The 23,066-nt window shown below is 73.1% G+C and carries 17 protein-coding genes; 5 read left to right on the plus strand and 12 right to left on the minus strand.

The genetic code is table 11. From position 1 onward, the window contains the following. The first annotated feature begins 28 nt into the window (after positions 1-28). Together ACF07S_RS00995 and ACF07S_RS01000 are read left to right on the plus strand one after the other, a co-directional pair. Positions 29-1,474, plus strand: a complete 1,446-nt coding sequence (locus ACF07S_RS00995) for a zinc-dependent metalloprotease (protein WP_391973142.1) — start codon at positions 29-31, stop codon at positions 1,472-1,474. After that, positions 1,471-1,998 carry an NUDIX hydrolase gene (locus ACF07S_RS01000; RefSeq protein WP_391961406.1) on the plus strand — a complete coding sequence of 176 codons (528 nt, stop codon included), beginning with the start codon at positions 1,471-1,473 and terminating at the stop codon, positions 1,996-1,998. The genes ACF07S_RS00995 and ACF07S_RS01000 overlap by 4 nt, the downstream gene beginning before the upstream one ends. A 60-nt stretch (positions 1,999-2,058) precedes the next feature. On the opposite strand, the gene ACF07S_RS01005 is transcribed toward ACF07S_RS01000, so the two are convergent. From ACF07S_RS01005 to ACF07S_RS01020, 4 genes are all read right to left on the minus strand, one after another. After that, positions 2,059-2,814, minus strand: a complete 756-nt coding sequence (locus ACF07S_RS01005) for an AIM24 family protein (RefSeq protein ID WP_391961407.1) — start codon at positions 2,812-2,814, stop codon at positions 2,059-2,061. Between the two features lie 17 nt (positions 2,815-2,831). Beyond that, the gene (locus ACF07S_RS01010; protein ID WP_391961408.1) at positions 2,832-3,512 is read right to left on the minus strand and encodes an AIM24 family protein; all 681 of its coding nucleotides are present in this window, start codon (positions 3,510-3,512) and stop codon (positions 2,832-2,834) included. 12 nt (positions 3,513-3,524) lie between these two features. Next, a complete protein-coding gene (locus ACF07S_RS01015; protein WP_391973143.1) occupies positions 3,525-5,261 on the minus strand; it encodes a TerD family protein in 1,737 nt (578 codons plus the stop codon). A 136-nt stretch (positions 5,262-5,397) separates the two neighbouring features. Then, the gene (locus ACF07S_RS01020) at positions 5,398-5,994 is read right to left on the minus strand and encodes a M48 family metallopeptidase (RefSeq protein ID WP_391961410.1); all 597 of its coding nucleotides are present in this window, start codon (positions 5,992-5,994) and stop codon (positions 5,398-5,400) included. Between the two features lie 216 nt (positions 5,995-6,210). On the opposite strand from ACF07S_RS01020, the gene ACF07S_RS01025 reads away from it, so the two are divergent. Next, a complete protein-coding gene (locus ACF07S_RS01025; protein ID WP_391961411.1) occupies positions 6,211-7,449 on the plus strand; it encodes a TOMM precursor leader peptide-binding protein in 1,239 nt (412 codons plus the stop codon). After that, positions 7,442-8,809, plus strand: coding sequence for an ABC1 kinase family protein (locus tag ACF07S_RS01030; RefSeq protein ID WP_391961412.1), 1,368 nt, complete (start codon positions 7,442-7,444; stop codon positions 8,807-8,809). Before ACF07S_RS01025 ends, ACF07S_RS01030 begins: the two co-directional genes overlap by 8 nt. Positions 8,810-9,196: 387 nt before the next feature. Here ACF07S_RS01030 and ACF07S_RS01035 read toward each other — a convergent pair whose 3' ends face one another. The 4 genes from ACF07S_RS01035 to ACF07S_RS01050 all read right to left on the minus strand — a co-directional run bounded on the left by ACF07S_RS01035 (position 9,197) and on the right by ACF07S_RS01050 (position 12,868). After that, positions 9,197-9,520 (minus strand): hypothetical protein, encoded by a 324-nt coding sequence (locus tag ACF07S_RS01035; protein WP_391961413.1) that lies wholly within the window; start codon positions 9,518-9,520, stop codon positions 9,197-9,199. Beyond that, entirely contained in the window at positions 9,517-9,885 is a 369-nt protein-coding gene (locus tag ACF07S_RS01040) for a WhiB family transcriptional regulator (RefSeq protein WP_006134966.1), read from the minus strand. Before ACF07S_RS01040 ends, ACF07S_RS01035 begins: the two co-directional genes overlap by 4 nt. A 169-nt stretch (positions 9,886-10,054) precedes the next feature. After that, positions 10,055-10,369, minus strand: a complete 315-nt coding sequence (locus ACF07S_RS01045) for a hypothetical protein (protein ID WP_391961414.1) — start codon at positions 10,367-10,369, stop codon at positions 10,055-10,057. A gap of 165 nt (positions 10,370-10,534) precedes the next feature. Beyond that, positions 10,535-12,868, minus strand: a complete 2,334-nt coding sequence (locus tag ACF07S_RS01050) for an ATP-dependent DNA helicase UvrD2 (RefSeq protein ID WP_391973144.1) — start codon at positions 12,866-12,868, stop codon at positions 10,535-10,537. A 65-nt stretch (positions 12,869-12,933) separates the two neighbouring features. Between ACF07S_RS01050 and ACF07S_RS01055 the strand changes: the two genes are divergently transcribed. Beyond that, positions 12,934-13,176, plus strand: coding sequence for a mycoredoxin (locus tag ACF07S_RS01055; protein ID WP_030400692.1), 243 nt, complete (start codon positions 12,934-12,936; stop codon positions 13,174-13,176). Between the two features lie 66 nt (positions 13,177-13,242). Here ACF07S_RS01055 and nudC read toward each other — a convergent pair whose 3' ends face one another. The 4 genes from nudC to ACF07S_RS01075 form a co-directional block, all read right to left on the minus strand. Continuing rightward, positions 13,243-14,187 (minus strand): NAD(+) diphosphatase, encoded by a 945-nt coding sequence (gene nudC / locus ACF07S_RS01060; protein WP_391973145.1) that lies wholly within the window; start codon positions 14,185-14,187, stop codon positions 13,243-13,245. Positions 14,188-14,335: 148 nt separating this feature from the next. After that, positions 14,336-15,748, minus strand: a complete 1,413-nt coding sequence (locus ACF07S_RS01065) for a dipeptidase (protein ID WP_391973146.1) — start codon at positions 15,746-15,748, stop codon at positions 14,336-14,338. Positions 15,749-15,758: 10 nt separating this feature from the next. Further along, positions 15,759-19,361 carry a UvrD-helicase domain-containing protein gene (locus ACF07S_RS01070; protein WP_391973147.1) on the minus strand — a complete coding sequence of 1,201 codons (3,603 nt, stop codon included), beginning with the start codon at positions 19,359-19,361 and terminating at the stop codon, positions 15,759-15,761. Positions 19,362-19,460: 99 nt separating this feature from the next. Beyond that, the gene (locus ACF07S_RS01075; RefSeq protein ID WP_391973148.1) at positions 19,461-22,889 is read right to left on the minus strand and encodes a UvrD-helicase domain-containing protein; all 3,429 of its coding nucleotides are present in this window, start codon (positions 22,887-22,889) and stop codon (positions 19,461-19,463) included. Between the last annotated feature and the right edge of the window lie 177 nt (positions 22,890-23,066).

A 23,066-nucleotide genomic window follows, 5' to 3' on the forward strand; every position in this document is an offset into this window, starting at 1 on the left:
CCGGTGGCCCTACCAGCCGAGGAAACCCGTGAGTGACACCCCATTCGGATTCGGCCTTCCGCCGGAGGAGCCGGACGACGGCGACGAAGGCAAGAAGAAGGACCCGCAGAGCGGTGGTGGTCAGGGCCCGGCCAACCCGTTCGGCTTCGGCACGTCCGGAGCCGGAGGTTTTGGCGGCCCTGGCGCGGACAATCCGTTCGCCGCGATGTTCGGTTCCCTGAACCCCAACGACCTGGGCGCCGCGTTCCAGCAGCTCGGCCAGATGCTCTCCTACGAGGGCGGGCCGGTGAACTGGGACATGGCCAAGCAGATCGCCCGGCAGACCGTCTCCCAGGGCACCGCGGAGGGTTCCAAGGACGCGAGCGTCGGCCCCGCCGACCGCAAGGCCGTGGAGGACGCCGTCCGCCTGGCCGACCTGTGGCTGGACGACGCGACCTCGCTGCCGTCCGGCGCCCACTCCGCCGTGGCCTGGAGCCGCGCGGAGTGGGTCGAGGCCACCCTTCCGGCGTGGCGGGAGCTGGTCGACCCGGTCGCCGAGCGCGTCGGGAACGCGATGGGCGACGTCCTGCCGGAGGAGATGCAGGCCATGGCCGGCCCGCTGATCGGCATGATGCGCTCCATGGGCGGCGCCATGTTCGGCACCCAGATCGGCCAGGCCGTCGGCGTGCTCGCCGGTGAGGTCGTCGGCTCCTCCGACATCGGCCTCCCGCTCGGCCCGTCCGGCAGGGCCGCGCTGCTGCCGCTGAACATCCGGACGTTCGGCAAGGACCTCGGTGTGCCGCAGGAGGAGGTGCGGCTGTACCTCGCCCTGCGCGAGGCCGCCCACCAGCGTCTGTTCGCGCACGTCCCGTGGCTGCGCTCGCATCTCTTCGGCGCCGTCGACGGCTACGCGCGCGGGATCAAGGTCGACACCGGCAAGCTGGAGGACGTCGTCGGCCAGTTCGACCCGCAGAACCCCGAGCAGTTGCAGGAGGCCCTCCAGCAGGGCATGTTCCAGCCGGAGGACACGCCGGAGCAGAAGACCGCCCTGGCCCGTCTGGAGACGGCTCTGGCGCTCGTCGAGGGCTGGGTGGACGCGGTGGTGCACGCGGCGGCCAAGCCGCGGCTGACGTCGGCCGACGCGCTGCGCGAGACGCTGCGCCGCCGGCGCGCCTCGGGCGGTCCGGCGGAGCAGACGTTCGCCACGCTGATCGGTCTGGAACTGCGCCCGCGCCGGCTGCGCGACGCCTCGCGCCTGTGGGCCTCGCTCACCGACGCACGCGGGGTCGACGGCCGGGACGCCCTGTGGGCCCACCCGGACATGCTGCCGACGGCCACCGACCTGGACGACCCGGACGGGTTCGTGCACCGCGAGCAGATCGACTTCTCCGAGCTGGACAAGATGCTCGGCGAGGCCGCCGACAGGCCCGACCTCCGGAAGAAGGACGAGGGCGGGAGCGGCGAGGGCGGGAACAGGGGCGACGGCACCGAGTGAGCCTGTACGACGACGCGGTCCTCGTCCTCAAGGGGTACGAGGACCAGCCCGGGCTGCGCCAGGCCTACCTGGACCATCTGGCGGCCCGTCCGGACGGCATGTGGAAGGCCTGCCACGCCGGCCACGTCACGGCGAGCGCCCTGGTGGTCGATCCCGAGCGGGGCCGGGTGCTGCTCACCCTGCACCGGAAGCTGCGCATGTGGCTGCAGATGGGCGGCCACTGCGAGCCCGGTGACGTCTCGCTCGCGGCGGCGGCCCTGCGCGAGGCGACGGAGGAGTCCGGCATCGCCGGCCTGACGCTGCTGGCAGGCGGACCCGTACGCCTTGACCGGCATCCGGTCCCGCCGCCCTGCCACTGGCACTTCGACGTCCAGTACGCGGCCCTCGCCGCGCCGGACGCCGCGCACGCGATCAGCGAGGAGTCTCTCGACCTGCGCTGGTTCTCCTACGACGAGGTCGCGGAGGTGGCCGACGCCTCGGTCCTCCGTCTCGTCGGGGCGACCCGGGCGAGGCTGGGCGTCTGAGGTACGCGCAAGGGGCGACCGCCGTCGCGATCGCCCCTTGCCTCGGTCCGGCGCGCGCCGTCAGCTCCAGGCGTTGCCCTGGTTCTGGCCCCGGGCACCCTGCTGCCCCATGCCGTACTGCGCGGTGAGGCCCCCGCCGACCTGGGCGTTCTGCGGCGGCAGCAGCTCGCTGGGCTGCACGAGCGCGAACCCGTTGCCCATGAAGCCGAGCTCCCAGCCCTCACCGGTGCTGCCGCGGCGCCGCCACACCCCGGAGGAGTGCGTCTGCGCCTGCATCTGTACGCGCAGCGACGTGGACCAGGCGACGATCGCGTCGGCGTCGCAGTTGACGTACTTGTCCGGCGTCACCTGCATCAGCAGCGGCATGCCGGAGGTCATCAGGGCGACCTTGCCCCGGCCGGTGATGTTGAGCTGGTACTTCCCGGAGCCGGAGATTCCGTACAGGCTGTCGACGGCGATGACCTCGTGGTGCAGCGAGGAGTCCATCGCGAGCACGTAGCTGCTGTCGACCGTCAGCCCGTCCTGCTCCACCTCCATGACGTGGACGCGCTGGGCGAGGTTGGCGAGGTAGACCGTGCCCTGCCCGTGGCAGCGCATCAGGTCGAGTCCCTCACCGGTGTGCGCACGCGCGCGTGACTGGTCGTTGCTCTGGTACTCGGCGTCGAACTCGACGAGACCCTGGTAGGCGACCATCGTGCCCTTGCGGGCGAGGATGTCGTCGTGGCCCTCCAGGGCGACGCGGAGCATCTGCTGGTTCTGCAGGCTCCAGCGCTCCTGGGTCTGCTGGTCGTGGTGGGCGAAAAGCGGGCTCTGCATGGTGTGGTTGCTCCCCCTCAGCCCCGGACCCGGAGACGGTCGGTGCTGTCCTCACTGGGCTGGACGACGACGATGCCCTGACCGGAGAAGGCCATCTGGTAGGCCTCACCGCTGCCGCGGCCGATCAGCGACTGGGCCCGGAAACTGCGCTTGCCCTTCACCTTGAGGTTCGGGGACCAGGCGACCAGGGCGTCCGGGTCGACGTACGTCTCGTCGTCGCCGCCACCGCAGTCGACGACGATCGGCTTGCCGCGCGAGGTCAGCGCGACCCATCCCTGACCGGAGATCCTGGTGTTCCACAGGCCCTGTCCGGCGAACTTCGCCAGGCCCTTGACCCGCTCCACGCCCCACGTCAGATGGGCGTCGAAGGCGAGCAGGTTGGTGGCGTTGACGGAGATGCCGTCGCCGTTGAGATTGATCACCACGACGTTGGCGCCGTAATCGGCCAGGTAGAGCAGGCCGTCGCCGGAGCACTTCATCAGGGGCGCGCCCTCGCCGGTGAGCCAGTCCTTGGCGATCTGGCGGACGGCGGGCGGGTTGGGCTCGTACTGGACGAACCCCTCGTAGGCGACCATCGAGCCCACGCGCGCGAGGAGGTCGCTGCCGGTCTGCATGGCGACCTTCAGCATGTGGTTGCCGTGGTTCTCCATGCGGGCGGTGACGGGGGTAGGGGCGTAGCCCGCGAGTGGCTGGTTCATGACGGGCTCCCTCTAGATCTCGTACGGCTGGACGACGATGAAGTTGCCGGGTGCGCCCCGGAACTGGAGGTTGACGCTCTCCCCCGTGTCACCGGGGTAGGAGTTGCGGCGCATCCGCACCTGGCTGGAGACGACCACCTGGGAGGCGGCCGACCAGGCGACCACGGCGTTGCAGTCGGCGAAGGTGGTGGGCGTGACCGGCAGCACCACGGGCACGCCGTGGGTCTTCACGACGATGGTGCCGGTGCCCTGGAACTGCATCGTGAACAGCGCCCCGCCGGGGATGCCGTGCCCCTCGATCCGGCGGACCTCGTACTGGAGGCCCTCGTCGAAGGCGAGGACGTTCTCGGCGGAGACGCACACGGCGTCGCCCTGGAGCTCGATCGGGTGGAGCATCGTGGAGTTCTCCGCGAAGAACACCTGGCCCTGGCCGGTACAGCGCATCAGCTGCATCTCCTGGCCGGTGGCGTTGCCCACGATCCGGCCGGAGAACCCGGCGCCCTTGTAGCTGAAGTCGACCTTGCCCTGGTAGAGCACCATGCTGCCCTGACGGGCCAGCACCGGCTGGCCGCCGATGCCGAGGTCGGCGCGGACGAGCTTCTTGTTCTGCTGGGTCCAGCGCTGCCCGGTGGGCGTCTCCCGGAACTGCTGGAGCGCGCCGAGGACACCGGGGGTCTGCGGTGCGCCCTGGGGGGCTCCCTGGGCAACGCCCTGGGGAACGCCGTAAGGGGCGTGCTGGTGCGGCAGTGGGCCCGGCGGGGGCTGCTGTCCGTAGCCCGGAGGGGGCGTCGGCTGGCCGTAGCCGGGCGGCGGGGCGGGTGCCTGGGGCTGGCCGTAGCCCGGGGACGGCGGGGCGGTCTGGCCGTACGGTGGCTGGTGGCCCGGCTGGCCGTAGGGGGCGGGCGCCGGCGCCGGGGGCGGCACCGGGGAGCCGCCGGGCGGGGTGTGCAGGGGCGCGACGATGGTCGGCGCGGTGTGCACCGGCGGAGCCGGGGGTGCGGGGGCCGGGGGCGGGGTCGCGCCCGGCGGCGGCGCGAAGCCCTGGACGGCGGGCTGGGGGGTGGGGGTCGGTGCGGGAGCGGGGGCCGGTGCGGGACCGCCGGCGGGTGCGGGACCGCCGGCGGGTGCGCCGAACGCGGGCGGCGCGGAGGCCTGGGCGGGCGGCGCGAAGCCGGGCGCGGCCGCGCCGGCCTGCGGCTGCTGCGGAGCGGCCGGTTCCTCCTCGGCCACCTCCCCGCCGAAGTTCCTCAGCAGCGCGTCGAGTCCGCCGTCGAAGCCCTGTCCGACGGCGGCGAACCGCCACACGTCCTTGAAGTAGAAGTCGCCCAGCATCACGGCGCGCTCGGTGGAGAACTCCGAGCCGCTGAACGGGTACCGGGCCACTTCCTCGCCGCCCGCGACGATGCGGATGTATCCGGGAGCGATCTGCGACATCTGCCCGGCGCCGTCGAGCGTCGCCGTGAAGGACAGCTTCCTGATCTGCTGCGGGATCCGGTCCAGCGTGACGCGGAAGGACTCCGAGTCGCCCGCCTGGGCGCCGAGGAGCTGGATGGACTCCTCGGGGGACTTCGGCTGGTTGTAGAAGATGAAGTACCGGTCGTCCGAGAGCCGTTCCTCGGCGTCGAGGCCGAAGCAGCTGATGTCGAAAGTCAGCCCCGGACCGGAGATCTGCACACCTACGTACAGATCCGTACCCGCCGTGAGGTCACTGATCCTGGCCTTGTGGCCGCGTTGGAATTCCCTGGCCATACGTACGACCGTCCCCCATCCCGAATGTGAGTGCGTCGCGCCAGGCTAACGGCAAACTCCGACACCGGATGATGTCGGTACAGACCCGGTACACAACGCGTGCGGGCGCATACGGCCCGCTCACCTGGGGCGGCGCTCACTCGCCGGGCACGTCCGCCACATGCGGCAGCCGCTCGGCCGCGACCACCCCCTCGAGGTAGCCACGGGCCCGCTCGGTCCTCGGATACGCCTCGAGCAACCGCCAGAACCGGGGTCCGTGCCCGGGCACCAGCAGGTGCGCCAGTTCGTGGCAGAGGACGTAGTCGACGACGTACTCGGGCATGCCCTGCAGCCGGTGCGACAGACGGATGCTGGCCTCGGCCGGGGTGCACGAGCCCCAGCGCGTGTTCTGGTTGGTCACCCAGCGCACGGAGGCGGGCCTGGCCCGTCCGCCGAAGTACTGCTCCGACAGCAGCCGGGCACGCTCGGCCAGCTCGGCGTCCCCGAGCGCACGCCGGCTCTCCTGGGCGGCCAGCTTGTCGAGCATGACGGTCACCCATCGCTGCTCCTCCGCCTCGGACATCCGGGCGGGGATGAGCACGACGGTGCGATCGCCCTCGCGGTACGCGGAGACCGTCCTGCGTCGGCGGGTGCTCCTGCGGACCTCGATCGCGCTCGCCCGTGAGCCGTTCGGCGGCTGGCTCGTCGTGCTGCGCTGTGGCGTTCCGGCGCGGTGCAGTGGGTCGGCGGGCACGCCTCGACGTTACCCGGTGCACACGGTGAAGTCTTGGCTCCCGGCAGGGTTCGGTCGCGATCCCCCACCGGCCGCCGGATTCGTACGATGAGTTCTCTCACCTGTGGACAACTTTCGGCGGCCTCCGCCACGTCCCGGCATGCTGGTATGCGTCGGCCGTACCGCGAACGGGCTCGGCCGCTTCAGGGGACGATCCAGGACATACGGGGGCCTGTCATGCATCCGATGGTCAAGCCCGCGCTCCGGCGCGGATGGCGCGATCTCAACACCGTGCAGTTCGGGATGACGCCGGCGCACGCGCTGACGCTGGGCCCGATGGACACGGCCACGGGCAGCTTCCTCGACCTGCTCGACGGCACCCGCGGTCTCGACCTCCTGCGGGAGGAGGGACGGCGCATGCAACTGCCCGACGGCCACGTCGACCGGCTCGTACGACGGCTGTCGCGGGCCGGGCTGCTGGACGACTCCCGGGGCGGCGGACCGGCGGCCGGCACGCTGCGTCAGAAGACCGAGGTGCTCGACCGGCTCCGTCCGGACCTGGCCTCGCTGAGCCTGACCACCTCCGAACCGGGCGATCCGCTCCGCCGGCTGGCGGCCCGTCGCAGCACGCGGGTGCAGGTGAGAGGCGCGGGCCGGGTGGGCGCGGCACTCGCGGCACTGCTGTCGGGTGCCGGCGTGGGCGACGTCGATGTGCGCGATGTCGGGCGGGTGGAGCCGTGGGACGTCGCGCCGGGCGGACTGCCCGTCGAGGCCGTCGGCGACCGCAGGGACGAGGCCGCCCGCCGCACCGTACGCCGGGCGGCGCCGGACCGGCCGCCGCGCCGGACGGCCCGGTCCCCCCTCGACGAGGGCGATGCCGGCTTCTGTCTCGTGATCCTCGCCCCGCGGGACGATGTCGCCGTGCACGCGCCCGACCCGTCGGCCGCCGAACCCCTGCTGGCTTCGGGCACACCCCATCTCTACGCCGGTGTCGTGGAGGGAACCGGTGTGGTCGGCCCGCTCGTCCTGCCCGGCGAGACCGGCTGTGCGGGCTGTCTCCAGCAGGACCGCACCGACCGGGACCCGACCTGGCCGCGCCTGGCCGCCCAGTGGCGCTCCGGCCGGCAGCGCCGGGTGGGCGCCTGCGACCTGACGCTGGCGACGACGGTGGCCGGACTGGCGGCGGCCCACGCGCTGGCCTTTCTGGACGGCCGGGTTCCGTCCAGCGCCGGAGCGCGGTGGGAGGCCTCCGTTCCCGGCCTGCACTGGCACGCGCGGCCGGTCCCGCCCCATCCCGCCTGCCCGTGCGGAGCGGGGGCGGGCGGTCCGGAGGAAGGTGAGAAGAAAGGTAAGGGAGAACACACCTCCGAGGAGGGGGTCCCGCACGAGACAATGGCCGTGCACGGGCCGACGGAGCCGTGGCGCCGTCAGGCGGACGCGGAGCGGCCGGCAGGGACTTGGAGGGCGCATGTCTGATCTTCCCCGGAAGGCGGTCACCCGGACCGCCAAGCTGGCCGCGCTCCCGCTCGGCTTCGCCGGGCGGGCGACCTGGGGGCTCGGCAAGCGGATCGTGGGCGAGTCCGCGGAGATCGTCGGCCGCGAACTCCAGCAGCGCACCGCCGAGCAGCTCTTCAAGGTGCTCGGCGAGCTCAAGGGCGGCGCGATGAAGTTCGGCCAGGCCCTGTCGGTCTTCGAGTCGGCCCTGCCGGAGGAGGTCGCCGGACCCTACCGTGCGGCGCTGACCAAGCTGCAGGACGCGGCCCCGCCCATGCCGACCCGTACCGTCCACGCGGTGCTGGAGGAACGGCTGGGCGAAGGGTGGAGCGAGCTGTTCCTGGAGTTCGAGGACAAACCCTCCGCGGCGGCCTCGATCGGCCAGGTGCACCGGGCGGTGTGGCACGACGGCCGTGAGGTGGCGGTCAAGGTGCAGTACCCGGGCGCCGGGGACGCGCTGCTGTCCGACCTGACCCAGCTGAGCCGCTTCGCCCGTCTGCTGGGTCCGCTCATCCCCGGGATGGACGTCAAGCCGCTGATCACGGAACTGAGGGACCGGGTCTCGGAAGAACTCGACTACGGCCTGGAGGCCCAGGCCCAGCAGGCCCACGCCGACGAGTTCGCGGGCGACCCCGACGTCGTCGTGCCGCACGTGGTCCACCAGACCGATCAGGTGCTGATCACCGAGTGGATCGACGGCATACCCCTGTCGGAGATCATCTCGGAGGGCACCGGGGAACAGCGCGACCGGGCCGGTCAGCTCCTGGCCCGCTTCCTGTTCTCCGGCCCGGCCCGCACCGGCCTGCTGCACGCCGACCCGCATCCGGGCAACTTCCGCCTGCTGCCGGGTGGCCCGGACGGCGAGGACGACTGGCGCCTCGGCGTACTGGACTTCGGCACCGTCGACCGGCTCCCCGGCGGTCTTCCCGAGCCGATCGGCGAGGCCCTGCGGATGACGCTGGACGGCGAGGCGGAGGCCGTCTACGAGAAGCTGTGCGCGGAGGGCTTCGTCAAGGAGTCGATGGAGCTGGATCCCGAGGCCGTCCTCGACTACCTCCTGCCGATCATCGAACCGGCCCGGGTCGACGAGTTCACCTTCACCCGCGGGTGGATACGGAGCCAGGCTGCCCGGATCGCCGACCCCCGCTCCCCCGCCTCACAGCTGGCCAAGCGGCTCAACCTTCCCCCGGCCTACCTTCTGATCCACCGGGTGACCCTGAGCACGATCGGTGTGCTCTGCCAGCTCAACGCGACGGTGCGGCTGCGGGAGGAACTGGAGGAGTGGCTGCCGGCGTTCGTGCCGGAGGAGCCGACGACGGAGGAATCGGCCGCCCAGGGATGACGGACACGGCGGGCGGCGGGCGCATCGTCGGCGCCGGCCACCCCTGCCACCACTGCGTGGCCGGCCCGCCCTCGACCGCCCGCGGGTTACCGCGGGAACGCCTCTCGCGGGAACGCCGACGGGCGCCGTTCTCCGCGGAGAAGGTGCGGGTCGGCCGCCGGCCCCCGGCCCGGGTGCCGCAGCGGGCGCACACCAGCGGCTCGGACTCCGCTCCGGAGCCGCCGTCCCCACCGCCACCGGGACGACTCGGCACCCGGCGGCCATGACCGCCGTTGCCGGTGGCCCGCCCCGTACGACGCGCCCCGGGGGCCGCTCCGTTCACACGGACCGGCCCCCGGGAAAAGCTGGGCCTCCGGCCGGGGAGGCCATCGCTCGGGATCGGATCGGTTACTGCATGACCGCCATGGCGAGCGCGCGGCGGGCGCGCCGGGAAGCGCGCTCGGCCCGGCGCTGCATCCGGCGAGCGGTCACCAGGCGTACGGCCCGGCGCTCCAGCTGCGCCTCCTGCAGTCGCTCGTGCATTCGCGCACGGGCGAGGGCTTCTGGGATGAGTTGCATCTCTCGGGTCCTGTTCTGGCGCGAGTCGTTCGCACCACTGGTGGTGAAGTCTTCGGTCGCGGAGCCTGCGGGTTCGTGAGTGGACGGCATCATCGGGGCCTGCTTCTGGGGGTCGTGCGTGAGGGGACGGTCGATCGTTCCTGGGACGTTCATGCCGAGACCGGGTTCTTGCGCGGGCGGCCACGCGGCCGCTTCCGGGCGACGACAACGCCCTGGACGAACAGCTCGCCACCCCAGACGCCCCAGGGCTCACGCCGCTCCTTGGCACCGGCGAGGCAGGCCTCGACCAGCGGGCAGGTGCGGCAGAGGGACTTGGCGTACTCGACGTCCGCGGGCGACTCGGCGAAGAAGACCTCCGGGTCGTAGGAGCGGCACGGGACGGGTACGCCGAGGTTCTCGATGGCGTCGTCGAGCGCGGTGAGCGCGGTGAGCGGAGTCAAGGTCGGGTCCTCCGTGGAGCCGGGCTTGGGGATCGTGTCGGAAGGCGGTACGGACGGGGCGTGCGCTTCGAGTTGCACGGTTCGTCTTCCTCGTCTGGTCGTTTCCGGCCGGTCGGCCGGGGCGGCTGGGTACCGGGTTCTTTTCTTGTCCCGAGGCGCTTCGCCGTGTCTCCCCGTTCGGGGAAAACAGAAGGGCCGCGGATCCCGGATGGGGTTCCGCGGCCCTGAAGGCGCCGGCCTGATCGAATCAGGCTGGATCACTCCAGGGTTCTGGCCCACGGAAGGCCCACATCAGGTGGTGCTGCGTCGTCTGCTTCCGGAATCCGGCACCGGCCGCCGCAAAGGCATAGGCCTGGGCCTGTGCCGCTACCGCTTCCAGTACCTTGATCGGTCGCTCATCGCGCTCACGGACGGCAGGAGCCGCGGGAGCGAGGGAGGACACCAGACGCGCGGCACGGATGCCGGACAGACCGGTGCCCTGGTCGGAGGCGCCGAGAATGCACAAGGAGACGGCCGAGCGATCGGTCGTTTTGACGACGGAGCTGTTGTTGATGCTGATCACTGGACTCGCCTCCTCTCGGCGTCTCGGGGGACTGGGGTGAGCCAGTCCGCGGATATGCAAGTACAACACGGAATCAGTGCCTCCGAGAAGGCCGCTGTTCCCCGTGCCTAAGAACCTATGGGGATCGCCGGGGCATGCGCAAACTATTTTTTCGACGAGTTCGCATCAGCCGTGACCTTGGTCCCCGCCGACGTCACGGCCTGCGCAGATGGCCAGAACCTCGGCCCCGTAACGGCCCAGCTTGCGCATCCCGACCCCGGGGATGCGGGCGAGGGCGTGCTCGTCGTCGGGCGCCGTCTCGGCGATGGCGATCAGCGTCTTGTCCGTGAACACACAGAAGGCCGGCTGCCCGCTGCGCAGCGCCTGGCCGGCCCGCCACTCACGGAGCCGCTCGTACAGGCCCTCGTCCATGTCGGAGGGGCAGTCCTCGCAGCGCATCAGCTTCATCTCGCCCGCCTCCGTCAGCGTCCGGCCGCAGACCCGGCAGCGCGCGGGGCTGCGCTGTCCGCGTCTCGGGCTCGGCGCGGCCGGGGCGGGCGCCGCGGTGAAGGAACCGCGCTCCACGCCGCCCGCGCCGGCCGCACCGCCACCGCCCGCGGCGGCGTGCGAACCCAGGCGCAGTCCGCCGAGGAAGCGGCTGGGGCGGCGGCTGGGCCGTCCGCCGGGCGAGCGGGACAGCGCCCACGACAGGTGCAGGCGCTCGCGGGCCCGGGTGACGCCGACGTAGAGGAGGCGTCGCTCCTCCTCGACCTGCTCGTCCGTCTTTGCGTAGGTGATCGGCATCATGCCCTCGGCGACGCCGACCAGGAAGACGACGTCCCACTCCAGCCCCTTGGCCGAGTGCAGCGAGGCGAGCGTGACACCCTGCACGGTCGGGGCGTGCTGGGCGCCGGCCCGTTCGTCGAGTTCGGCGACGAGGTCGGCGAGCGTGGCACCGGCTCTGGCGGCGGCGAAGTCCTGGGCGAGATGCACCAGCGCGGCCAGTGACTCCCAGCGTTCCCGGACCGCGCCCGAGCCGGCCGGCGGCTCCGGTGTCCAGCCCTCGCCCGAGAGGACGGCGCGCACCTGGGAAGGCAGGTCGGGAGCGTCGTCGAGGAGCGCGTCGTTGCCGCCGAAGCGGGCCGCGCCGCGCAGGGCGATGCCCGCCTTGCGCACCTCGGGCCGGTCGAAGAACCGCTCGGCGCCGCGCAGCTGATAGGGCACCCCGGCATCGGCGAGGGCCTGCTCATAGGTCTCGGACTGCGCGTTCGTACGGAAGAGGACCGCGACCTCGCTCGCCGGGACCCCCGCGTCGATCAGTTCACGGATGCGGCGCGCGGTGCCCTCGGCCTCGGCGGGCTCGTCGGTGTACTCGGTGAAGACCGGTTCGGGTCCCGCGGTGCGCTGGGAGACCAGTTCCAGCCGGTGATCGGCGGCGCGGCCACGGGCCTGGGCGAGCAGGGCGTTCGCCAGACGGACGACCTGGGGGGTCGAACGGTAGTCGCGGACCAGCTTGACGACGGTCGCTCCGGGATGGCGGATGCGGAAGTCCAGCAGATGGTCGGGGGTTGCGCCCGTGAACGAGTAGATCGTCTGGCTGGCGTCGCCAACCACGCACAGGTTCTCCCGGTCACCGAGCCACAGCTCCAGCAGGCGCTGCTGCAGCGGGCTGACGTCCTGGTACTCGTCGACGACGAAGTGCTGGTACTGGGCGCGGACCTGCTCGGCGATGTCGTGCCGGTCCTGCAGGACGGCGACGGTCAGCAGCAGCACGTCCTCGAAGTCGATGACGGCGCGCTCGCGCTTGAGGTCCTCGTAGGCGGAGTAGAGCTGGGCGACCTCGGCGGGGTCACGGGGCATCTCCCGGCCGGCCCGGGCGGCGGCGGCCGCGTAGTCCGCCGGAACCGTCTGGGTGACCTTGGACCACTCGATCTCGGCGGTGACGTCCCGCAGCTCGCCGCGGTCGAGGCGGATGCGGCAGGCGACGGCCGCGTCGGCGACCAACTGGATCTTGCGGTCGACGAGCCGGGGAAGGGAGCCGCCGATCGCCTTCGGCCAGAAGTACTGGAGCTGGCGCAGCGCCGCGGAGTGGAACGTCCGGGCCTGGACACCGACGGCGCCGAGCTGGCGCAGCCGGCCGCGCATCTCCCCGGCGGCACGGTTGGTGAAGGTGACGGCGAGCACACTGGACGGCTGGAGGATCCCGGCGCGCACCCCGTAGGCGATCCGGTGGGTGATCGCCCGGGTCTTGCCGGTGCCCGCGCCCGCCAGCACGCACACCGGACCGTGCAGGGCGGTGGCCACCGCGCGCTGCTCGGGGTCGAGCCCTTCGAGCACCGCGTCGGCCGAGTCCGGTACCTGCGGGAAGAGGGTGGAGTGCGTTGCTGCTGTCACACCGCCATGCTGCCAGGTCGCCCGAGACGGGTGAGCCGGTTGTCCACAGGGAGGGCCTCGCGGTCGTACCGATGCGGCGAGCGTCACGCCGGGACCGCCGGCGGCTCCCCGGCGGCGGGAATGCATGCGCTTTCAAGTACGTTCCCCGTACAGCGAGGACTTTCCCGAGCCGCCGAAGGAGCACGAGAGACATGCCGGGCACTGTGACGATGTACAGCACCACATGGTGCGGCTACTGCCGTCGGCTGAAGAGCCAGATGGACCGTGAGGGCATCGCGTACACCGAGGTCAACATCGAGCAGGACCCGGAGTCGGCCGCGTTCGTGGAGAAGGCGAACGGCGGCAACCAGACGGTACCCACCGTCCTCTTCCCGGACGGTTCGACGCTCACCAACCCGTCGCTGGCACAGGTGAAGCAGAAGATCGGCGCCTGAGCGGTTCGCACGGAGCGGGGTGGCACTCCCTCACGGGACGGCCACCCCGCTTCCTCGTGTCCGGGCTCAGAAGGCGCTGCGGGTCGGCAGATCCTTGCCGTACCAGCGCTCGATCAGGCGGGCCGCGATCGAGATGCCGTACGGCGGCAGCACCTCGCCGGAAGCGAAGGCGGCGCCGAGCTCGTCGCGCGAGAACCAGCGGGCCTCGTGGATCTCGTCGCCGTCGACGTTGATGTCGGTCGAGGTGGCACGGGCCGTGAAGCCGAGCATGAGGCTGGACGGGAAGGGCCAGGGCTGGCTGGCGACGTACTCGACCTCGCCGACGCTGACGCCCGCCTCCTCGTGGACCTCGCGGCGCACCGACTGCTCGATGGACTCGCCGGGCTCGACGAATCCGGCGAGCGTGGAGAAACGGCCCTCGGGCCAGTGGACCTGGCGGCCGAGCAGGATGCGGTCGTGGTCGTCGATGACGGCCATGATCACCGCGGGGTCGGTGCGCGGGTAGTGCTCGGCGCCGCAGGCGGGGCAGCGGCGGATGTGACCGGCGGCGGCGATGACGGTGCGCTCGCCGCAGCGGGAGCAGAAGCGGTGCAGCCGCTGCCAGTTCTCCAGGGCGACCGCGTGCACCATCAGTCCGGCCTCGCGCGGTGACAGGAGCAGCCCCGCCTCGCGCAGGCCCGCCGGACGGGCGGAGGCGTCCATGCGGCCGGGGAGGGAGTCCTTCTGCAGGGCGAAGTAGCTGACGCCGTCCTCGTCGTTCCCGAGGAAGTAGCGGTGTGCCTCGGTGAGCGGTGCCTCGAAGGACGGGGTCATGACGATCTCGGTGCGCCCGTCCGCCGTCTCGTCGATGAGGACCTGGCCGCCGGAGACCACGAAGCAGCGGGTCGAGGGGTGGCTCCACGCCGCCGCGAGCCATGCCTCGTCGAGCCGGTGGTGGGCGGCGCGGTCGATGCCGCTCGGGGCGGTGAGCGAGATGGGGCGGTCGGCGGTGTGGTCGGTCCAGGTGGTCACGGGTGCTTCCAACTCCCCCGGTGGAACGGATTGGGTCGGCGGGTGGTTCGGCGGGACGTGCGGCGGGAGGGGACCGGGTCCGGCGGGCGCGGTGGCGGGCCCTTCCAGTGTGCCCCGCGCGGACATCGGGTTCGGACGGCGCGGGCGGTCAGGATGCGTGCCGCCAGTGCTCGGCGAGGTCGCCCCACAGGTACGCGCTGGTTTCGGCGCCCTTGAGGAGCAGGTCCAGCTCGACCTTCTCGTTGGGGGCGTGCCAGCCGTCGGACGGGACGGAGATGCCGAGGAAGAGCACCGGTGCGCCCAGGACGTCCTGGAGGTCGGCGGCCGGTCCCGAACCGCCTTCGCGGGTGAAGCGGACGGGTGCGCCGAAGGCGCGGCCCATCGCGCGGACCACGGACTGCAGGGCCGGGTGGTCCAGCGGTGTGAGGCAGGGCCGGGTGGCGGGGCTGAAGGCGATCTCGTGGCGGATGCCGGCGGGTACCTGCGCGGGCACCCAGGCGCGGACGGCCCTCGCCACGTGCTCCGGGTCCTGGCCGGCGACCAGCCGGAAGGACAGCTTCACCATGGCGGAGGACGGAATGATCGTCTTGCTGCCGGGGCCCTGGTAGCCGCCGCCGATGCCGTTGACCTCGGCGGTGGGACGGGCCCAGACGCGCTCCAGTGTGCTGTATCCGGCCTCGCCTCGGGTGCCGTGGGACTTGGCGGTGCGCAGCCACTGCCGTTCGTCGAAGGGCAGCTCGGCGAAGAGTTCGCGTTCGCGGTCGGTGAGCTCGACGACACCGTCGTAGAAACCGGGGATCGCCACGCGTGCGTGCTCGTCGTGGAGGGCGGCCACCAGGCGGGCGGCGGCGGTGGCCGGGTTGGGGACCGCGCCGCCGAAGGAACCCGAGTGGATGTCCTGGTCGGGGCCGTACAGCCGGATCTCGCACTCGGCGAGGCCGCGCATCCCGGTGCAGACCGTGGGGGTGTCCTCGGACCACATGCCGGTGTCGGAGACGATCACGGCGTCGGCGGTGAGCCGTTCCGCGTGCTGTTCCAGGAGCGCCCGGAAGTGCGGCGATCCGGATTCCTCCTCGCCCTCGACCAGCAGTTTCAGGTGGACGGCCGGGGTGGTGCGGCCGGTGCCGGCGAGGTGGGCGCGGATCCCCAGGGTGTGGAAGAACACCTGGCCCTTGTCGTCGGCGGCGCCCCGGGCGTAGAGGCGGTCGTCGCGGACGACGGGCTCGAAGGGTTCGCTGTCCCAGCCGTCCTCGCGGGCGGCGGGCTGCACGTCGTGGTGGCCGTAGACCAGCACGGTGGGCGCCCCGGGGTCGGCGGAGGGCCACTCGGCGTAGACCGCCGGCGCCCCCGGGGTCTGCCAGACCTCCGCGGTCGGGAACCCGGTCTCCTCGAGCTTGGCGGCGAGCCAGTCGGCGCTGCGGCGTACGTCGGGCGCGCGGTCGGGCCGGGCCGACACGGACGGGATGCGCAGCCACTCGGCGAGGTCGTCGAGGAAGGCGGCGCGGTGCTGCTCGATGTACGTACGGACGGCGCTGACGGCACTGTCAACGGGCTGGCTCATGGTCACGAGCCTATCGGCCCGCGCCGGCGTCCTCGGAGTGCGGTATCTCACCGGACGGCTCCTCGAGCAGCAGCCGTTCCAGCTCGGCGCGGCCGGGCAGGGCGTCGGGGCGGACGACCTCGCCGGTGCGGACGTACAGGAACGCGGCGGTGACGGACTCCGGGGGGACGCCCTGCTGCTCGGCCCAGGCGAGCCGGTAGACGGCGAGCTGGAGCGGATCGGCGGTGCGGCCGCGGCCGGTCTTCCAGTCGACGATCTCGTACGTCGTCCCGTCCCCGTCTTCCTCTTGGTAGACGGCGTCGATGCGGCCGCGGACGACCCGGCCCGCGATCGTCAGCTGGAAGGGTGCCTCCACGCGGTGGGGCGTCCGGTGGGCGTACTCGGTCCGCTCGAAGGCCTCCTTGAGGGCCTCCAGGTCCCGCTCGTCGGCGATCTCGGCTTCGCTGCCGGGCAGCTCCTCGGGGTCGAGCATGGGCAGCGTCAGTTCCTCGAAGCGCGCCTCGACCCAGGCGTGGAAGCGGGTGCCGCGGCGTGCGGCGGGCTGCGGCGGGCGGGGCATGGGGCGGGCCAGCTCCTGTGCGAAGCCGTCCGGGTCCGCGGCCAGGCGGAGCAGCTGGGACGCGGTCAGTGAGGCGGGCAGCCGGACCTCGGTGACGCTCGCGCGGGTGCGCAGCAGCTCGCCGGTGAGGGCATCGAGATCGCGGTCCCAGGAGGCGACGGTGCGGGCCTCCTCGGGGGTGAGCCGGGCTCTCCCGGGCTTTCGCGCGAGGTGGGGCGGCTCCGCCGCGCGGTGGCGCGCGGTGGCTTCCGGGGCCGTCGCCTGGCGCGGGACGGCGGGGCGGCCGGTGGTCCAGGAGTCCCAGCCGCCGGGGTCGGTGTCCGTGAAGGGGCCGTCCTCGAAGGGGCCGTCCTCCTCGGGAGGGAAGCCGTGGTGCTCGGGAGGGACGTCCTCGTCCTCGGGGAGGAGATCCTCGTCCTCGGGCGGGGGTGGCCAGTCCGGGTCCTCGTACGTGTCCGGGTCGTGCACGGCCGTGGCGGGGCCGTCCGGGCGCCCGGCGAGGCGGTCGAGGTGGGCGAGGACGGTCTCGGCGGCCGCGCGGCGGCGGGCGAGCGCGGCGTCGTCCAGGGGAAGGGGCCACGCCTGGGCGTCGGTGGCCCGGCGCAGGGCGGGGTTCTCCTCGTCCTCGGTGGGCTCGTCCGCCCAGGCCTCGATCTCGCCGTGGCCGGCGGCGCAGTGCGTGTAGAGGGCGTGGAGGAAGTCGGAGGGACCGCGCGGTCTCTTCTGGCTGGGCCCCCACCAGTGACCGGAGCCGAGCAGCAGCGAGCGGGGGCGGGTGAAGGTGACGTAGCCGAGGCGTAGTTCCTCGGTGTGCTGGTGTTCCTTCATGGCCTCGTGGAAGGCCTTCAGGCCCCGGGAGTCCCAGGAGGCGACGTCGGGCAGGGTGTCGGCGTCGCCGCGCAGGGCGTGCGGCAGCACCCTGCCCTGCGCGGTCCACTTCTCGCGGCCCTGGCCGCTGGGGAAGGTGCCGTTGACCAGTCCGGGGACGGCGACGACGTCCCACTCCAGGCCCTTGGCCTTGTGCGCGGTGAGCACCTTGACGGTGTTCTCGCCGCCGGGCAGCGCGTTGTCGAGACCCTTCTCGTACTGGGCGGCGGTGCGCAGGAAGCCGAGGAAGGCGAGCAGGGTGGCCTCGCCGTCACCGGTGGCGAAGGAGGCGGCGATGTCGAGGAAGTTGGAGAGGGTTTCGCGGCGGCGGGCGGCCAGGGCGTGCGGGGATGCGGACAGTTCGACCTCCAGGCCGGTGACGGCCAGGACGCGGTGCAGTACGTCCATGAGGGGGTCGGCCAGGGAGCGGCGCAGGTCGCGCAGTTCGGCGGCCAGGCGGGCGAACCGCACGCGCGCGTCCGGCGAGAACGGCAGGCCGTCGTCGTCGCCCCGGCCGTCGAGCGGTGTCTCCAGGAAGGTGTCGAGGGCGTCCGCGAGCGAGATCACCTCGGCGGGGTCGATGCCCTCGACGGCCGCGGCGAGCCGCCGGTCGGGATCGTCGTCGCCGTGCGCGTGCGCGTGGGAGACGAGCAGCCGTGCGCGCCGTCCCAGCAGGGCGAGGTCGCGCGGGCCGATGCGCCAGCGCGGTCCGGTCAGCAGCCGTACGAGGGAGGCGTTGGCGCCGGGGTCCTGGAGGACCTCGCAGACGGCGACGAGGTCGGCGATCTCGGGCAGGTGCAGCAGCCCGGACAGGCCCACCACCTCGACGGGGACGTCACGTGCGACCAGGGCGCCCTGGATCTCGGCGAAGTCGCCGGCGGTGCGGCACAGCACGGCGATCTCGCCGGGTGCCTTTCCGGTGCGTACGAGGTGGGCGAGGGAGTCGGCGATCCAGTCGATCTCCTCCGCGTGGGTGGGCAGCAGGGCGCAGCGGACGGTGCCGTCGTGTTCGGCGCCCGGGGCCGGGCGGAGGGCCTCCACGCCCGCGTGCATGGCGCGCAGGGGTTCGGCGAGGCCGTTGGCGAGGTCCAGCAGGCGGCCGCCGCTGCGCCGGTTCTCGCTGAGCGACTGACGGGTGGCGGGGCGGCCGTCGGCGTGGGCGAAGTGCTCGGGGAAGTCGTCGAGGTTGGCGACGGAGGCGCCGCGCCAGCCGTAGATGGCCTGGCAGGGGTCGCCGACGGCGGTCACGGGGTGGCCGGTGCCGGCGCCAAACAGCCCGGCGAGCAGGACGCGTTGGGCGACCGAGGTGTCCTGGTACTCGTCGAGGAGGACGACGCGGAACTCCTCGCGCAGGACGCGGCCCACCTCGGGGATCTCGGCGAGCCGGGCGGACAGGGCGATCTGGTCGCCGAAGTCGAGCAGGTCGCGTTCTCGTTTGGCCCGGCGGTAGCGCAGCACGAGGTCGGCGAGTTCCCGCCGCGCGGCGGCGGCCTCGGGGATCTTGCGCAGGTCGGCGTTGGTGAGCTTGACGTTCTCCAGGGTGCGCAGCAGTGCGGCGTCGTGGGCGCGCAGGTCCTCGGGTCGTACGAGGTGCTCGGCGAGTTCGCCGTCGAGGGTGAGGAGGTCGCCGACCAGGTCGGGGAAGGAGCGGGTGAGCGCCGGGTAGGGGCCGGGTGCCTCGCGCAGGACGCGTGCGGCGAGTTGGTAGCGGGTGGCGTCGGCGAGCAGCCGGGAGGTCGGTTCCAGGCCGATGCGCAGGCCGTGGTCGGTCAGGAGGCGGCCCGCGAAGGCGTGGTACGTGGAGATCACCGGCTCGCCCGGCGGGGTGTCCGGGTCCGACGGGGAGGGGCCCGCGCGAAGTGCCGTCGCCGAAGGGTGGTGGCCGGGTGGCGGGAGGGCGTCGGGGTCGGTGACGCCGGCCTTGATCAGCGCCTTGCGGACGCGTTCGGCCAGTTCGCCGGCGGCCTTGTTGGTGAAGGTGAGGCCGAGCACCTGTTCGGGGGCGACCTGGCCGGTGCCGACCAGCCACACCACGCGGGCCGCCATCACCGTCGTCTTGCCCGATCCGGCTCCGGCCACGATCACTTGCGGGGCGGGCGGCGCGACGATGCAGGCCGTCTGCTCCGGGGTGAACGGGATCCCGAGCAGCTCCTTGAGCTGATCGGGACCGGTGATGTGAGCGGGCACAGACAGAGGCTAGCGGCGGGCACCGACACCGGAGGCCACGAGAGCGCTCCGCGGCGAGGAACCGCAGGTCGACGTGGGTGGTGCGATGCGTCACGCCGTTCACTCGACCACGTGCCGGCCCTCCGGGCGGGCGCTGCACGAGGCCCGGAACGCGCAGTGGGTGCAGTGCTGGCCCGCGGTCGGGGTGAACCGTTCGTCAAGGACCTTGCCGGCGGCGGTGGCCAGCAGATCGCCGACCCACTCGCCCGCCGGCGGCTCCTGGGCCTGCACCTTGGGCAGGATCTCGCCGCCGTCCCGTCGGGCGGCTCCCTGCCGCAGCTGGACGAGTTCGGCACCGCCGGGTTCGGGGCGTGTGCCGTCGAAGACGTCGTCGACGGCGCCCTCGCGGACGGCGAGCTGGTAGACGGCGAGCTGGGGGTGACGGGCGACCTCGGCCGAGCTGGGCGCCTGCTTGCCGGTCTTGAAGTCCACGACGTAGGCGCGGCCGTCGCCGCCGGCCTCGACGCGGTCCATCTGGCCGCGGATGCGGACCTCGTACTCGCCCGCTCCGAGGGTGACGTCGAAGTCGTGCTCGCTGGCCACCGGGGTGCGGCCGGTGCGGTCCATGACGTGCCACTTCAGGAAGCGTTCGAGCGCCACGCGCGCGTTCTCCTTCTCCTGCGCCGACTTCCACGGCGCGTCGAAGGCGAGCGCGTTCCACACGGAGTCGAGGCGCTCCATGAGGACGGCGAGATCGGCCGGGGTGTGCCCCGAGGCCACCTCGTCGGCCAGGACGTGCACCACGTTGCCGAAGCCCTGGGCGGCGGTCGCGGGTGCGTCGGCCTTCACCTCGCGGCCCAGGAACCATTGCAGGGCACAGGTGTTGGCGAGCTGGTCGAGTGCGCTGCCGGAGAGCACGACGGGCTGGTCGCGGTCGCGCAGCGGCACCTTGGACCGCGTCGGTTCGAACATGCCCCACCAGCGGTACGGGTGTGCGGACGGCACCAAGGGGCGGCCGTCCTCGTCGGCGAGCGCGGCGAGGCGGGCCAGCCGCCCGGCCGCCGCTTCCCGGAGGGTGTCGGAGACCCGCGGGTCGACCGTGGTGGCGCGCAGTTCGGCGACGAGCGCGGCGACGGACAGGGGGCGGCGCGGCCGTCCGGTGACGTCCTTGGGCTCGACTCCGAGTTCGGTCAGGAAGCGGGAGGGCTGGTCGCCGTCGTCGGCGGGTGCCTTCACGGCGGTCACGACGAGACGCTCACGCGCGCGTGTGGCGGCCACGTAGAACAGGCGGCGTTCCTCGGCGAGCAGCGCGCCGGGGGTGAGGGGTTCGGCGAGTCCGTCGCGGCCGATGCGGTCGGCCTCCAGGAGGGAGCCCCGGCGGCGCAGGTCCGGCCACAGGCCCTCCTGGACGCCGGCCACGACGACCAGCCGCCACTCCAGCCCCTTCGAGCGGTGCGCCGTCATCAGGCGCACCGCGTCGGGACGGGCGGCGCGGCGCGTCAGGGTGTCGGCGGCGATGTCCTGGGCCTCGATCTCCTCCAGGAAGTTCAGGGTGCCCCGGCCGCCGGTGCGTTCCTCCGCGCGGGCGGCGGTCGCGAACAGCGCGCACACGGCGTCGAGGTCCCGGTCGGCGTTGCGGCCCGCCGCTCCGCCGCGCCGGGCGGAGCGCTCCAGACGTCGGGGCCACGGCGTGCCGTCCCACAGGTCCCACAGGGCCTCTTCCGCCGTACCGCCGCCCGCCAGGCGTTCACGCGCCCGGCGCAGCAGGGCGCCGAGGCGCTGCGCGCCCCGCGCGTAGACGGGGTCGTGCACGGCGAGCCGCTCCGGCTCGGCCAGCGCACGCGTGAGCAGTTCGTCCGAGGGCGGCGGCAGTGGGTTGCCGGCGGCCCGCTCCTCCTCGCGCAGGGCCCGCCCGAGCCGGCGCAGATCGGCGGCGTCCATGCCGGCGAGGGGGGAGGCGAGCAGGGTGAGGGCGGTTTCGGTGTCGAGCCAGCACGGTTCCGCTTCGGCGTCCGCCTCGGCATCGCCCTCGACCTCCGCCCCGGCTTCGGTGTCCGCCCCGGCTTCGGCGTCGGCCTCGGTGTCCGCCCCGGCTTCGGCGTCGGCCTCGACGTCGCCCTCGGCGTCCGCCCCGGCGTCGGTGCCTTCTGCGTCACCCGCCTCCGCCGTCGCCACCGCGCGCAGCGCCGTCAGCAGCGGGGCCACCGCCGGTTCGTGGCGCAGGGGCAGGTCGTCGCCGTCGACGTCCACGGGGACGCCCGCCGATGTGAGCGCGCGGCGGACCAGAGGCAGGGTCCGGGAGCCGGCCCGCACCAGAACGGCCATGTCGTTCCACGGAACGCCGTCCTCCAAGTGCGCCCTGCGCAGGATGTCGGCGATGTTGTCCAGCTCCGTGCCGGCCGTCGGATAGGTGTACACCTCGACCCCGCCGCCGTCCCGTGCGGCGGTCAGCTCGCGGTGGGCGCGGACCTTCTCGGCGGGCAGCCGGGGCAGCGGCATGCGCCGGGTCACCCGCCGGGTGGCCTCCAGCAGCGCGGCACCGGAGCGCCGGGAGACGCGGAGCACCTCGACGGGGGCCGGGCGGCCGTCCGCGCGGGGGAACGTGTGCGGGAACTCCAGGATGCCGTTGACGTCCGCGCCCCGGAAGGCGTAGATCGACTGGTCGGGGTCGCCGAAGGCGACGAGGGTGCGTCCGCCGGCCAGCGCGCGCAGCAGCCGTACCTGGGCGGGGTCGGTGTCCTGGTACTCGTCGACGTAGACGGCGTCGTACCGCGCGGCCAGCTGTCCGGCGGTCTCCGGGCGGCGGGCGAGGAGCACCGCGCGGTGGACCAGTTCGGCGTAGTCGAGGGTGCCCTGCAGGTCGAGGACGTCGAGGTACTCGGCGAGGAAGGCGGACGCGGCGCGCCAGTCGGGGCGTCCGATGCGGCGGGCGAAGGCGTCCAGGGCGCCGGGGCCCAGGCCCAGTTCGCGGCTGCGGGCGAGCACCGCGCGGACCTCGTCGGCGAAGCCGCGGGTGGTCAGGCAGGCGCGCAGTTCGTCCGGCCAGCGCACGTGGGCGAGCCCGAGCCGTTCCAGGTCCACCTGGCCGGCGAGCAGTTCGCGGACGGTGACGTCCTGTTCGGGGCCCGACAGGAGGCGCAGCGGCTCCACGAAGAGGTCGCTGTCCTGGTGGGCGCGGACCAGGGCGTAGCAGAACGAGTGGAACGTGGTCGCCTGCGGGGCGCGCGCGGCTCCGATCCGCAGGGCCATGCGGTCGCGCAGTTCGACGGCCGCCTTGCGGCTGAACGTCAGCACCAGGATGCGCTCGGGGTTCGCGCCACGGGCGATCCGCGCGGCCACGGACTCGACGAGGGTGGTGGTCTTTCCGGTGCCCGGACCCGCGAGAACGAGCAGCGGGCCGGTCCCGTGCTCAACCACGGAGCGCTGGGCGGCGTCCAGTCGGGGGGGAATCGCGCGAACCGGCGGGGTACGCACCAGTCGATAAGCGCCACGGCTTCCCCGCCGCACCTGGGGGTGCGACAGGCCGCTTGTGGAGGAAGAGGAGCTCACGTGGTTCGCCGGTCCTGGTGGGTGTGCTGTTGGGCCATTCGCCACGCGTGCGGGGCGGTGGTTCGCGGGGCGAGGGGGACACGCGCAGCCGACGCTACGCCGGTGAAAAGCGCGGAAGCAGACTTTCCGCTTCTTCCCTCCGGCCCCTCACGACGCGCATGTCCCTCGTCTCACGAA

Origin of the sequence: Streptomyces sp. NPDC016640, assembly GCF_043076215.1 — a bacterium.
Classification (GTDB): domain Bacteria; phylum Actinomycetota; class Actinomycetes; order Streptomycetales; family Streptomycetaceae; genus Streptomyces.